The following is a 13425-nucleotide window of genomic DNA, read 5'->3' on the forward strand; positions in this document are numbered from 1 at the left end:
TGTATTTAGATGAGGCTCTTTTTTGAACCTTACAACATTGTAAGGTTCACGTAAGTTAATTCGATAGTAAATTTGTCATATTTTTTGCATAATAGATACAAATAGATAAAAATAATTAGGGATATAGTAAGAAGGGAGAAAACTGGGATGCATAAAGAAGAAGTAGTGAAGTTTCCAATTAAAGATTACTGTAGCTACTTTACTGTTGCCGTAGTATGTATTGGATTATTTGATATAATAACAAATTTAATTGTTAAATAATATAGATGATAAAACAAGAAGGGAGATCCTTTCTTGTTTTTTTTATGGGGGAATAAAGATGAAATGGATTGATAGTCATATACATGTTGACCAATATAAAGGTGAAGAGAAAAATAGATTACTTAAAGATGTGGAAAATAGTAAAGAGGTAAAGGGGCTTATTGCAGTATCTATGAATTATCAATCATGTAAAGACACTTTATCTTTAGCGAAGCGATATCCTTTTGTACATCCAGCAATAGGTTTTCATCCGGAGCAACTGATTCATAGAGAAGAATGTGAGCGCATATTTAAATTAATTGAAGCTCATGTAGAGGACATTGTTGCGATTGGTGAAGTGGGACTCCCGTATTATTTAAGGAAAGAAGATGAAAATATTGCTATCGATCCATACATAGCGGTGTTAAAAAAGTTTGTTGAACTAGCTAGTAAACATGATTTACCAATTGTATTGCATGCGGTTTATGAAGATGCTGACACTGTATGTGATTTTCTTGAAGAATATAAAGTTTCACGTGCACACTTTCATTGGTTTAAAGGAAGTGAAGAGACAATGAAACGGATGATGAGGAATGGTTATTATATTTCTATCACACCGGATGTTTTACATAAGGAGAAAATTAGGAAAATCGTTTCGTATTATCCGCTTGAATATATGATGGTAGAAACAGATGGCCCATGGGAATTTCGAGAGGATACTATGACGCACCCTAAAATGATTCGAGAAGTACTAAAAGAAATCAGTGTCATAAAAAACGTATCTGTTGATGAGGTTACAGAAACAATATACGAAAATACAATTCAATTTTATTTGAAAGGATAGGAGATGCACTCTTATCCTTTTTATTATGGATATTTTTTTTAATATTTTCTGTAATTTATCATGTGTTTAATTTGATGAAGGAAGTAGGGGGAGAAAATGGGGGAAGCATATAAAAAGATAGCTATTACGATTATGACCGGAGCGCTTTCGCTTGCGATGTTTGGGTGCGAATCAGAAAAAAAGGCGACAAATACAAACGTAGCACAAGAAAGTAAGGAAGAACAAATAGATCCATTAGTTGAAAAACAGATGAAAGAAAATGAGAAAAATGGGAATGCAGTTGGAAATAGTTCTAACAAAGGAAAAATGGCAGAGAGTAATGGATGGATTTACTATGCGGTAAATGGTGATAAAAACACCAAGCATCTCGCTTGGTGTTTTTTTATGACTCTAATTTTTTCGCACGTCTTAATAATAAAAGAAAGACAATTACAATGAACCCAATTATAAGGAAGAACCCATATTGTTTTATATAATCAATCATGTCATTCGCACTTGTTGGTTTTTCAACGTGAATGCCGTCTTTATTAGTAGTAATATGAATATCTTTCATTTTTACTTCATTCGTTTCTTTTTGTAAATCAATCCACGCTACGTTTGGAATACTTTCTAGTTCCTTTAATACTTCTTTTAATGGTTGAACACCTAAGTAAGGATGATAAAAAGCGCCGATAATTCCATCAGATAGTTTAGTGATAGATAAAGCACGTTCTTTCATTTTGGCAATATCTTGTGGCGTGCCTTCTTCGATAAATCCAACCGTTTCAGGCATTAATTTCATCCCATGTAAAAACGATGGTGTACTCGTATAAGCTGGTGAATGCATAGATTTCCAAGTTGTATCGTTTAGTTGTAGTTGTCCTACATAAGTAGAGAAATATTGAGAAAGTATCTCGTATCCTTTTTGAGACATTGTATAGTGCGGAGCTTCAAAGGCAACTGGATACAATTTAGCTTCTACAAGCTCTGTAATCCCTTTTTCAATATGCTCTTTAATATACTTTTCTTCAAAGGTTTTTCCGTTTTCCACGTATTTATTATAGTCCTCTGTAGATTGGAAATCGTCTTTTGTTTTTGGTTTTTCATGGTTCGGTTGACGAATTGGTTGATCAGTTTTTACATCCCAAAATTCAAAACCTTCGCCAGTTTCACTATCATAAAATTGATGAGTGTAACCATGCATGACGATAGAGCCACCGTTATCTTGCATAAAGCGTAAAACATCAATTAATTCAGAGTTATCCTTTAAATGTACTGTTTTTCCTGTGTTTGGATCTTTGTAGACAGGGATAACGGTAATCATATAAGGAAGCTTTTTCTTTTTTAGTAATTCAGCAATTTCTTTTAATTGCTTTACATTTACAGCTGGGTGAACGTCTTCAAGGCGTAAATAAGCTGAAGTTTTATTTGTCATAGGCTTTTGTTCGAAGTAAGAAAATAGCATTTCACCGACGTAATGAGACATCCAATCAAAAAGGTTTGGAGTCGCGACATAATATGATGTTCCTTGGTGAACGATTAACGGATGGGTTCCATCGGCACTCAAGGCGTAAGCAAGAGTTGTTCCTTTTGCTTCAATTTTCTTCATTAAGCGTTCTTCTTGTAATTCATTTTTTAATTTGTGTGTCGGATATTCTATAGTATGAGTTCGTATATCAGTTTCATCCGAGGTAATGAAAGAAAAACGATTAGATAATTGTTCAACATTTTGCCCTAAAACTAATACTGGACCTGAGAAGTTTTCTAGAAATTGTTTTGCTGCAATAGAAAAACCTTCTTTTTTTTCTCCGATATAAACAATATTTGTATAAGAAGATGAGTTAGTAGTTTCATTCATTTCTTTTAAACTTTTTACTGTTATATCATTTGTAAAGTGTCCTAACTGAGTATTAAGGATTTGTACATTGTTTGTAATTTTGTTGTCTTCTGTACTATACAAAATAAGTACTTTTGGCTTGTATGATGTTTGCGCAGATGTGTGTATAGGAATGAGTAGTAAAATGCTAAAAAAGAGTAGTAGGACTTTTTTCATTTATATATGCTCCTAGTCTATATGGAATTCAATTTACAATTATATACAAGAAAAAAGTTATAGTCCATGTAAGTTACATTTTTTCATGTATTTACCAATTGCTTTTTCACAAAATCGGTCTAAAGCATGATGATAATATGTATAGTAATTTGCTATGATGGAAGAGTAAGAGAACGATAGAATGTAGGTAATTGTAAAGGGAAGGCTGAAAGGGGACAAATTTCAGCGGAGAAAGAGGTAGAGGTAGTGAAGAAATTCTTTGTAGGATTTTTAGTTGTTCTTGGAGTGTATTTATATTTCCAAGAGAAGTCTGAAGGAATGGATAAGCTAATGAATGAGACAAGCTATGTTGATTCAGAGGAAGCAAAACAGATGAAACAAATTATTATAGAGGAAGCAAAGAAAGTAAACCTTCCAGAATGGATACCTCTTACAATTGCCGAACATGAAAGTAGGTTAAATCCAAGAAGTGTTGGAGATAACGGAACTTCATTCGGATTGTTTCAATTGCACCGCGGTGGTGGGCTTGCACCAGGTAATTTAACTGATGAAGAGTTGAAAGATCCGCGTACAAATGCGCAAATAGCAATGCCGCATTTAATGAAGGGATATCAGCGCGGGGTGCAAAAAGGTTTGACTGATTTTGCATTACTGAAATATGTAGCGAATACATCAGGTTGGCCAGGAAATTTAGGGCCAGAGTGGACGGATAACAACATGAAGTATAACGTTGGATTAGAGGACGTATACTATCGAAATAAAGGTGTAATAAAGTAAATCTTTAATCAGTGAGAAGTTTTACTACCCTAAAATAGTGGGAAAACAGAGTAGGCTTTCGATACCTACTCTGTTTTCTTATGGAGAATTTCATCTTCTCGTCTCGTGAAATACTGCGCTAGTTGTATTTTTACATCCTCTAGTTTTGTAGAAACTTGGGGTATTTTATATCCTACATACAACGGTGAAACGACAAACCTAGGAACAACTTTACAAATGATTTTTCCGTTTAGGTTATAGAAAAATAGGTTATAACTACTACACCCTTTATGGAAATCTGTCAGTATGTAACGTACAGTTTGCTGAATATAGTTTGTCATTTCATCGAGAAATGCAATATCTTCAATGATTATGTTAAATTCAGTAAAACCGATAATGGGGCGCTCTGAAATGTTGAGCTCAATGTGTCCGTTTTTTTGAACAATTACCCCTTGGAAATTTTCTTCTTCAATATTGTCGAGATAGTCTACATGCTTCATTCCGATAATTTGCATGTGTGCATGGTGCAAACTTCCACCTGAAAATGGACCGTGATTTTTGTATAAAATCACAGATGTAAATTCTTCACTTTTCTGCAAGTGTAACCAATGTTGAATAGAGAAATGAATTAATTTTCTCATATGCTCTTCTGTATATGTTCCGATATGATCCTCACAATTATCAGTTTCAATTAACACTGTTTGAAATGTATCTTTTAATGTAGGGAATTTGTTTTTCAACCAAATAATAGAGCCCTCAGTTGCTAAAATATCCGTTAAATTCTCTCTGTCACAAAAAGGACATGCAGCGCTTCTGTTCCGAATGCTTTCCGGCTTTTGTTTACCGATATCGTTTAAAAAATATAGTTGTTGAGTATCCATTTGTATATATGCCCCTTTAAAATATGTGTAAAAATCCCGCTTAATACATTCGGGAAAAGGAGGGGGAAATCCTTTAAAGGGAATAGGGAAAAATAAAAGACAAGATATCCTCATTATAATAGGGTACCTTGTCTTTTATTTTTTCTTTAATAATGTGTATGGATAATATAGAGTATTTTCGTTTTGTTTCTTTGTTCTATTTTTTATTGTGTATAAGGCAATTGCTGTACTTGCGATTACAATAATGGCTTTCTTCATATTCATATACCCCTTTTTATTGTTGGTTTAATTCTTGACTAACTGCTTTTGCGTCGACTAAAGCGTGTAAAATCATTTTTACCATGTTCATCATATTCCTTCACTCCTTTTTATAGTTTGTTTAGTTCTTTTACAACTGCTTGTCCGTTCACTAATACCTCGAAGATTGCTTTTACGATTTCTTTCATCACGATTGTTTCCTCCTTGTTTTTGTCTCTCTTGTTTCTATCTTTATTGTATAGGGAGGTATCTTTTCGTACTATCGCTTTCCATTACGTGAACATAACAGTTTTGTAAGATTTGATGTCACTTATTGAAATGTTTAGTCTATCTTCATTATTTTCAGAAAAATGACTATTCAAACATGGAATGGGAAAGTATAATAAAGAAGTAAGTATTAAATTCCGTACGAAAGGGGTGAATGAGATGAAACGTTCTTTAGCTGCGCGTGCCAAATTTTTAGATTATATCTATTTTTGTCGTGCGATTTTTCATGATGTAGTTGTTAACGGGATACGTATGCCCTTTTTTAACAATTGCATAGTAGCTATTGAACGATAGAAATCTCTTCACCCATTTTTGATAAACGTGTGAAAAGGGAGCTATTTGGCTTCCTTTTTCTATGCCAAAAACCATGGGGAATGTTTCTTTTCCATGGTTTTTTATATTGAAAGGAGTACGGAAAATGACAATTTGTAGTGTAAATAATGTAACGAAATCTTTTGGTGGAAACATCATATTTGAAAATATATCGCTTGAAATAAAGAATGGTGAACGTATTGGTTTAGTTGGTCGTAACGGTAGCGGGAAGACAACTATCTTGCAGCTTCTAACAGGAATGGAGAGTTTGGACGAAGGAGCCATTCATATGAAGAAAGGTACACGTATTGGTCATGTGGCGCAAATTCCAAAATTTGATGAGGATATGACTGTATATGATGTATTGAGCTCCGCTTTTAAAGAAGAAAAGGAATTAGAAAGAGAAATGCATGCTTTAGAAAAGCATATGGCGGAAGAACGGGAACCGTCTGCTCTGCAAAAATTGATGGAGAGGTATGGGTTAATTCAAGAAAAGTTTGCGTTTCTCGGTGGTTATGAGATAGAAGCGAATATCATGAAGGTAGCAAATGGTCTACAGGTGACGGAACTATTTCCCCGATCATTTATGGAGTTAAGTGGTGGAGAACAAACAAAAGTAAGTCTTGCGTACATGCTATTGCAGAAACCGGATTTACTTTTGCTAGATGAACCAACCAATCATCTAGATTTATTTGCCGTAGAATGGCTAGAGCAATTTCTAAAAGAATATACAGGAACAGTTATGGTCATTTCACATGATCGCTATTTCCTTGATGAAGTTGTAACGAAAATTTTTGATTTAGAAGATGGAGAAATTCACGTATATTATACGAACTATTCCCAGTTTGTTGAGGAAAAGGAAGAACGGTTGCTTCAAGAATTTCAAGCGTATCAAGAACAGCAAAAGAAAATAAAGAAAATGAAAGAAGCAATTAAGCGTCTGCGTGAATGGGCAAATCAAGCGAATCCACCGAATGAAGGATTGCACAAGAGAGCGAGAAATATGGAACGTGCATTAGAGCGTATAGAGAAACTAAAGAGACCCATTTTGGATAGAAAACAGATGGGACTTCAGTTTGAAGGGCAAGAGAGAAGCGGAAAAGATGTTGTTGTAATGAAAGAAGTGAGTAAAGGATTTGCTGACAAATCTTTATTCGAGAAGGCAAATTTGCATATTCGTTTTCAGGAGCGCGCAGCTATCGTTGGACGTAATGGTACAGGAAAGACTACGTTATTAAAATTACTATTAGAAGAAATGAAGCAAGATGCTGGAGAAATTCGGATTGGTAGTAGTGTGAAAATCGGTTATTTATCGCAACATGCGTATGGGAATATGAAGAACAATGTATTGGAAGCTTTCAGAGATTGCGTAGCTGTAACAGAGGGAGAAGCAAGACATATATTAGCTCGCTTTTTATTTTATGGTCCAGCTGTTTTTAAGAAAGTAACGCAACTTAGCGGCGGAGAAAAAATGAGGTTAAGGCTCGCGCAACTCATGTATCAAGATGTCAACTTTCTTATTTTAGATGAACCGACGAATCATCTTGATATTGAATCAAGGGAAGTTTTAGAGGAAGCCCTTGAACAATATAACGGGACAATTTTAGCTGTTTCACATGATCGTTATTTCTTAAATAAATTGTTTGAAAAGACATATTGGATTGATGAGCACAAATTATTTGAGTTTGTGGGGAACTATGCATGGGCTCGTCAAAAGTGGGAAGAAAGAATTGAGAAACAAGTGGCAAAACAGAAGCAGCAACAGCAAGGGAATAAAGTGTTAAAAGTAATACCTATAAAAAAGAAGGAGTCTAGGAATTTAGAGGAAGTTGAAAACGAGTTAATGCATGTAGAAGAAGATATATATGCAATAGAATGTGAAATGGAACATCTAGCTGATGTTGAAAAACTTGAAAAATTATATGAGGAAAAAATGAAGAAAGAGTTGTTACGAGTAGATTTATATAATGAATTAGAGAATATTGTGGAGTAAAGAAAATAGAATGAAGGAGCAAATTGCTTTCTCATATTTTGAGGGAGGGATTGCTCTTTTTTTGTGTAAGAATAGATATAAATTGGTATAATTTTCTTATTGTTACATAAAAAAGAGATGAACTTTAGGTTATTAAAGTGTGAGGAGAATTTTATGTTAGGATACGCGCGGATTGCTACAATCGTCATGATTTGTTTCGTTTATGCAAACCATGTTTCACGTGAAACAGCATATTTACAAGTTTTTGTCGGTATTGCACTTTTTATTTATATTGTGAATCATATTTTACTTGTAAAAGTAAAAGGGAGTAGAAAACTCGTATTTTATACTTTGCTAGCAAATGGTATTGTTACAGCGTTATTAGGATTTTTATTTCCCGAGACATGTTTATATTTGATTATATTTGGGATTGATGCGGTAGGGTTATTTATTCATGATTGGCGTAAAAGCATGACGTATTTTTTTATTATCTTTTTCTTTCTTTGTTGGTTTGTGAATATCTTACATACGTATCAACATGTAGGGAGTTTAGAACTTGAGAGTAATGCGATTAATTTTATGTTCATCGTTTTTAGTGCTTTAGCTGGAAGTTTAATAAAAAAACTTACAGTAGCTCGGCAAATGGTAGATGAGCAATATGAGGAATTAGCATTATCTCATACAGCTTTAAAAGAAGCGCATGAACAATTACGGCTATATGCTAAAGAGGTGGAAGAATTGACTGCTGTTCGGGAGCGGAATGATATTGCCCGAGAAATTCATGATACAGTTGGTCACAATATGACTGCCTTACTTGTTCAATTACAATTGGCAGAGGCTTTGTGGAAACAAAAATCGGACGCTACGGAAGAGGTTTTACATACATGTCACGGGCTAGCTAGAAAATCACTTCAAGAGGTGAGAGCTTCTGTGCATGCCGTAAAAGAAGAAAGTAAACTAGGGAACATAATAGAGGATATGCGTGAAATGTTACATGGATATTCTAAAGCGACGAAAGTACAAGTATCTTTTCAATTACAAGGGGATCCGGTTGTGATTCCGTTGTCACTACAACCTACATTGCTTCGGATTATGCAAGAGTCTTTAACGAATGCAAAACGTCATGGGAAAGCGAGTTTATGTGAAGTGAGTCTAACCTGTTCAATGAAACAAGTTAAACTATGTATTCTGGATAATGGTTTTGGGGTTAATGAAGTAAGTCCAGGCTTTGGTTTACTTAATATGAAAGAACGTGTAGAGGAACATGGTGGAACTATTCAATTTGAGAGTGAGATAGAAAAAGGTTTCCGGTTACAGATTGAATTTCCGCTTCAGGAGAAAACGTGGATAATAGGGGGAACGGTATGATTCGCATTATGATTGTTGATGATCAATCACTCATTCGTGATGGTTTAGCGATGTTGTTAAATTTACGTTCGGAACTTGAAGTAGTGGGAACAGCTACTGATGGAGACGAAGTGATACAGAAAGTGAAAGAGTTACATCCTGAAATTATTTTGATGGATATTCGGATGCCTCGTATGAATGGTGTTGAAGGAACACGTCTAGTTAGAGAACAGTTCCCTCATATAAAGGTTCTTATGTTGACGACTTTTAGTGATAGTGAGCTTATTTTTGAAGCATTAGAGCAAGGAGCAAGTGGGTATTTATTGAAGGACATGGAGACAGATGCAATCGTTCAAGCTATTTTAACGGTACATGGCGGAGGAGCTGTGCTTCCTCAAGATGTAACAGCGCAAATTGTAAAGGAATTAAAAAAGACAAAAACAGTAGTAGAGTACACCACGCCAGAACAATTAGAACTATTAACTGAGCGAGAAGTAGATGTTTTAAGAGAAATTGGACTTGGGTTAAATAATAAAGAGATTGCGGAAAAGCTATTTATTACAGAGGGAACTGTTAAGAATCATGTTTCCAATTTAATTAGCAAGTTAGAACTGAGAGATCGAACGCAAGCAGCGATATACGCAGTAAGATATGGCGTCACGATGTACACATGACTTTTGGCATATATAAGTGTGAAAAAGCAGCAGAATTTGCTGCTTTTTTATTTTGTATTTCTATCTTAAGGGTGATGGAGAGAAGAAGAAATTTTTCTACAATGAAAGTGTAGATGAATGCAAAGGGGCTGAATCAATATGTTAGTCATAGATCATATTACGAAATCATTTGGTAAGAAGGAAATCATAAAGAATGTTTCTTTTGAAGTGAAAAAAGGTGAAACATTTGGATTGCTTGGCCCAAATGGGGCAGGAAAATCAACGACGATATCAATGATTTGCGGATTAATTCCATACGATAGTGGTGATATAAAAGTTGGTGGGAAATCTGTAAAAGAGTATCCATTAGAAGCGAAAAAGAAAATTGGTATTGTTCCGCAAGACATTGCGCTGTATCCGACACTTTCAGCAAAGGAAAATTTGGTTTTTTGGGGAAAGATGTACGGTTTAAATGGAAAAGTTGCAAAAGAGCGAGCGGAGGAAGTGTTAGGTTACGTCGGTTTACAGGATCGGGGAAAAGATAAAATTGAAACATTTTCAGGTGGAATGAAAAGGCGTATTAATATTGGTGCAGCACTTATGCACGAACCGGAGTTATTAATTATGGATGAACCGACAGTCGGGATTGATCCACAATCGAGAAATCATATTTTAGAGACTGTTAAAAAATTAAATGAAAAAGGTATGACAGTCATTTATACGAGTCATTACATGGAAGAAGTTGAGTATTTATGTGAGCGGATTGCAATCGTTGATCACGGAAAGGTAATTGCATTAGGAACGAAAAGAGAGCTATGTAATCGCCTGACAGATGGATTTATGGTGAAATTGCAATTAAACCGCTATAGTACGGAACTGCTGCACAAGCTAAAAGCACTACCCATTGTTGAAAGGATTATTTTTGACGAAGATAATAGCACGATTGATATTGGACTAAATGGTGGGGAGGCTATTGGGACAGTTGTGTCAGCAGTTGTTGAGAACAAAGCTCAAATTTTAAAACTGGAAGTACAAGAACCGAATTTAGAGGCACTCTTTTTACAATTAACAGGACGTTCACTGCGTGATTAAGGAGGTTAGTGCGAGATGAAAAGTTTCATTATTGCATGGAAAGATTTAAAAATCCGTTTAATTGATCGCCGCGGATTTATGATGATGTTAATTATGCCGCTTTTATTAACAGCGATTTTAGGTTCAGCGTTAAGTAATGTATTTGATAGTGGTGGACTACCGAAAACAATAATTGGCTATTATCAAGGGGGAACGGATGAGTTTGCAGATGTCTTTCAAAAAGATGTATTGCAATCTAAAGAAATAAAAGATGATGTGAAAGTAAAGGTAGTTAATTCTCAGGAAGAGCTTGAAGATATGTTAAAGGAAAAGAAAATCGATGTAGGAATTGTCATCCCAAATAAATGGAGCGAACAAATACAAGATGGAAAATTAAAAGAACCAAAGGTGCTTATAGACCCATCAAAAGATATACAAGCGAAAATTGCCGAATCAATGATCCGCTCTTTTTCAGAACGTGTTCAAACAGTCGCAGTATCTACTAAAAGTGTTGTAACAGAATTAGCGAAATCTCAGCAGGGTGATGTAGCACAAGTTGCAAAGGAAGTAAGTGGAAGTCTACAGACGATAGCAACTGCAAGTGTGGATAACATCCAAAAAGGAACGATAGGTAAAAAAACAGTTGCAGCGATGCAATATTATGCAGCAGCAATGTTAGTCATGTTTTTACTATATAACATAACAGTAGGTGCAAAGTCAGTTGTAACAGAGCAACGAACTGAAACGTTGGCGCGTTTGTTCAGTACACCGACGAGCTCATTTTCAATTTTATTCGGGAAGTTTTTAGGTACATTACTATTTGCCTGTATACAATTTGGAATATTTATAGTTGCTACACACTTTATGTTTCATGTGGAATGGGGCGAAGACGTGTCTCAAATAGTAGTGTTGGGAATTTCTTATGCAATTTGTGTTTCTGGTTTATCTATGTTAATTGCAGCCTTTATTCGTGAGGAAAAAACGGCAGATTTAATGGGGGGAATCGGTATTCAAATACTAGCTATATTAGGGGGATCAATGTTACCGATTTACGTATTTCCCGATACACTTCAAACAGTTGCGAATATTGCTCCGAATAAATGGGCACTTACGAGCTTCTTAAATATTATGTCGGGAACATCTTGGGATGTGCTATTCCCTGTCATTTTAAGTTTATGTAGTGCAGGAATTATCTCCGTTATGATTGGAACGTTACGTTTACGCACGAGATAGGAGGGGAAATGATGAAGAAGGTTTGGGCACTTTGTTGGCTAGAATTAAAACAAATTTTAATAAAGCCACAAAGTTATATACTTATGTTTGGAATGCCTATTATTTTCACACTTATTTTCGGTGGACTTTTAGGTGGAAGCGGGAATGAGAAAGTAAATATTAGTTTAGTAGATAAAGATGGTTCTGTATTATCTGGTAAGTATTATGAGGAAATAAAGAAAAGTGATTTAATTTCTATAGAAAAGGTAACGTATAGGGAAGGGACACAGAGGATCGAAGACAAGAAATCATCTGGTATAATCATCATTCCGAAAGATTTTCAAAAGAGTATGCTAGATGGAAAAGTAGAAAATATTCAATTTCAAGCCAGTGCTGATTTTACGGGTGGAACTTCTGTAGAGCAAGTATTGGCAAGTGTGTTAAAAAAGATGGAGATAGAAGTTAGTGCAGCAAGAGAGTTTGAAAAGAAAAGTAACACTTCGTGGGAAACGATGTATAAAGAAATCTATACAAAAGTAGAACCTGTTTCGATTCAAAAAGAATCAATTTTACATGATGATCAAAAGTTAAATAACGTTACAGGACGAGCGGCAGGTTTTTCGATTCTATTCGTTATGATTGTCATGTTAAGTGCCACGGGAACTATCTTGAAAGCTAGGCAACTTGGTGTTTGGTCTCGTTTATTAGGAGCGCCAGTTTCAAAAGTTCAAATACTGGCAGGATATATCCTTTCCTTCTTTTTAATAGGGTGGATTCAATTTGGTGTTCTAATGATATTAACGCATTCATTATTTGATGTGCAGTGGGGGAATGTATTAGGGGTTATTACACTTGTCTCGGTATTATTATTAGCTGTCATTGGTTTAGCCTTATTATTAGCAAGTATCGTAAAAACAACAGAACAACAGTCTGCATTAGGTAATATCGTTGTGATTTCAACATGTATGATTGGTGGTCTTTATTGGCCGATTGAAATTGAACCGGCATGGATGCAAACGGCAGCAAACTTTGTTCCGCAAACTTGGGCGATGCGTGGCTTTACAGAGTTAATTGTAAGGGGAGGTACATTAGCAGATATAGGAGGATATATTGGTATACTCATTTTATTTGCGGGAGTATTTTTCGTAATTGGTTTAACAAGAATACGTTATGACTGAAAAAAGAAAGCAGAGTTCACAGCTTTACGCGCTGAACTCTGCTTTCTTTTTGTGTGGCATCTTCTCTCGTTGAAATTATAATAGCGATCCCGAGCATAATAAAAAAAGCTAAAAAGAGGACGAACTTTGGGAAGAAAGGGAATAGTAATAACGCCCCGACGATCATGAGTGTCAATAATATATAGTGCAGGACATATTGGAATAGATTGTCCATATTTTCGCCCCCTTCTTGGTAGTTAATTGTTATTATTCTATGCTGGGCTATTAGGTAATAGAAGGTGTTTTTTATTTTTTTGAGGGAAAACAATTAGCAAGGATTGACATAAATAGTGAAAAGGAATAATCTTGAAATTAATTCATACTATTTACATAGGTAAAATAAAGATAGTTACAGAAGGGCGT

The 13425-nt window shown here is 35.1% G+C and carries 13 protein-coding genes and 1 pseudogene; 10 read left to right on the plus strand and 4 right to left on the minus strand.

The features are described from left to right. Positions 1-319: 319 nt before the first annotated feature. Positions 320-1084 (plus strand): TatD family hydrolase, encoded by a 765-nt coding sequence (locus LUS72_RS01180; protein WP_097831208.1) that lies wholly within the window; start codon positions 320-322, stop codon positions 1082-1084. Between the two features lie 96 nt (positions 1085-1180). Continuing rightward, positions 1181-1444: pseudogene (locus LUS72_RS01185) on the plus strand (hypothetical protein); the annotation flags it as partial. Between the two features lie 22 nt (positions 1445-1466). Here the strand turns inward: LUS72_RS01185 and LUS72_RS01190 are convergent. Further along, on the minus strand, positions 1467-3116 hold the full coding sequence (locus LUS72_RS01190) for a DUF2334 domain-containing protein (RefSeq protein ID WP_097831209.1): 1650 nt from the start codon (positions 3114-3116) through the stop codon (positions 1467-1469). A 246-nt stretch (positions 3117-3362) separates the two neighbouring features. Between LUS72_RS01190 and LUS72_RS01195 the strand changes: the two genes are divergently transcribed. Then, positions 3363-3893 (plus strand): transglycosylase SLT domain-containing protein, encoded by a 531-nt coding sequence (locus tag LUS72_RS01195; protein ID WP_097831210.1) that lies wholly within the window; start codon positions 3363-3365, stop codon positions 3891-3893. Between the two features lie 65 nt (positions 3894-3958). Here the strand turns inward: LUS72_RS01195 and LUS72_RS01200 are convergent, their stop codons facing one another. After that, entirely contained in the window at positions 3959-4867 is a 909-nt protein-coding gene (locus LUS72_RS01200; RefSeq protein WP_141533378.1) for a DUF4931 domain-containing protein, read from the minus strand. Positions 4868-4888: 21 nt separating this feature from the next. Further along, positions 4889-5017: a spore coat protein B gene (locus tag LUS72_RS01205; protein ID WP_141533377.1), complete on the minus strand. Its 129-nt coding sequence runs from the start codon at positions 5015-5017 to the stop codon at positions 4889-4891. A gap of 420 nt (positions 5018-5437) precedes the next feature. On the opposite strand from LUS72_RS01205, the gene LUS72_RS01210 reads away from it, so the two are divergent. The 7 genes from LUS72_RS01210 (at position 5438) to LUS72_RS01240 (ending at position 13023) form a co-directional block, all read left to right on the plus strand. Beyond that, positions 5438-5572 (plus strand): RAxF-45 family protein, encoded by a 135-nt coding sequence (locus tag LUS72_RS01210; protein ID WP_079999070.1) that lies wholly within the window; start codon positions 5438-5440, stop codon positions 5570-5572. A 124-nt stretch (positions 5573-5696) separates the two neighbouring features. After that, on the plus strand, positions 5697-7583 hold the full coding sequence (gene abc-f / locus LUS72_RS01215; RefSeq protein ID WP_097831212.1) for a ribosomal protection-like ABC-F family protein: 1887 nt from the start codon (positions 5697-5699) through the stop codon (positions 7581-7583). Between the two features lie 153 nt (positions 7584-7736). After that, positions 7737-8930 carry a sensor histidine kinase gene (locus LUS72_RS01220; RefSeq protein WP_097831213.1) on the plus strand — a complete coding sequence of 398 codons (1194 nt, stop codon included), beginning with the start codon at positions 7737-7739 and terminating at the stop codon, positions 8928-8930. Next, on the plus strand, positions 8927-9583 hold the full coding sequence (locus LUS72_RS01225; protein ID WP_097831214.1) for a response regulator: 657 nt from the start codon (positions 8927-8929) through the stop codon (positions 9581-9583). The genes LUS72_RS01220 and LUS72_RS01225 overlap by 4 nt, the downstream gene beginning before the upstream one ends. A gap of 138 nt (positions 9584-9721) precedes the next feature. Beyond that, on the plus strand, positions 9722-10654 hold the full coding sequence (locus tag LUS72_RS01230) for an ABC transporter ATP-binding protein (RefSeq protein WP_097831215.1): 933 nt from the start codon (positions 9722-9724) through the stop codon (positions 10652-10654). Positions 10655-10669: 15 nt separating this feature from the next. Continuing rightward, positions 10670-11866 (plus strand): ABC transporter permease, encoded by a 1197-nt coding sequence (locus tag LUS72_RS01235; protein WP_097831216.1) that lies wholly within the window; start codon positions 10670-10672, stop codon positions 11864-11866. A gap of 11 nt (positions 11867-11877) precedes the next feature. Further along, positions 11878-13023 carry an ABC transporter permease gene (locus LUS72_RS01240; protein WP_264448506.1) on the plus strand — a complete coding sequence of 382 codons (1146 nt, stop codon included), beginning with the start codon at positions 11878-11880 and terminating at the stop codon, positions 13021-13023. A gap of 16 nt (positions 13024-13039) precedes the next feature. Here LUS72_RS01240 and LUS72_RS01245 read toward each other — a convergent pair whose 3' ends face one another. After that, on the minus strand, positions 13040-13237 hold the full coding sequence (locus LUS72_RS01245) for a hypothetical protein (protein ID WP_097831218.1): 198 nt from the start codon (positions 13235-13237) through the stop codon (positions 13040-13042). Between the last annotated feature and the right edge of the window lie 188 nt (positions 13238-13425).

This window comes from Bacillus cereus, assembly GCF_025917685.1.
GTDB classification, from domain to species: Bacteria; Bacillota; Bacilli; order Bacillales; family Bacillaceae_G; genus Bacillus_A; species Bacillus_A cereus_AT.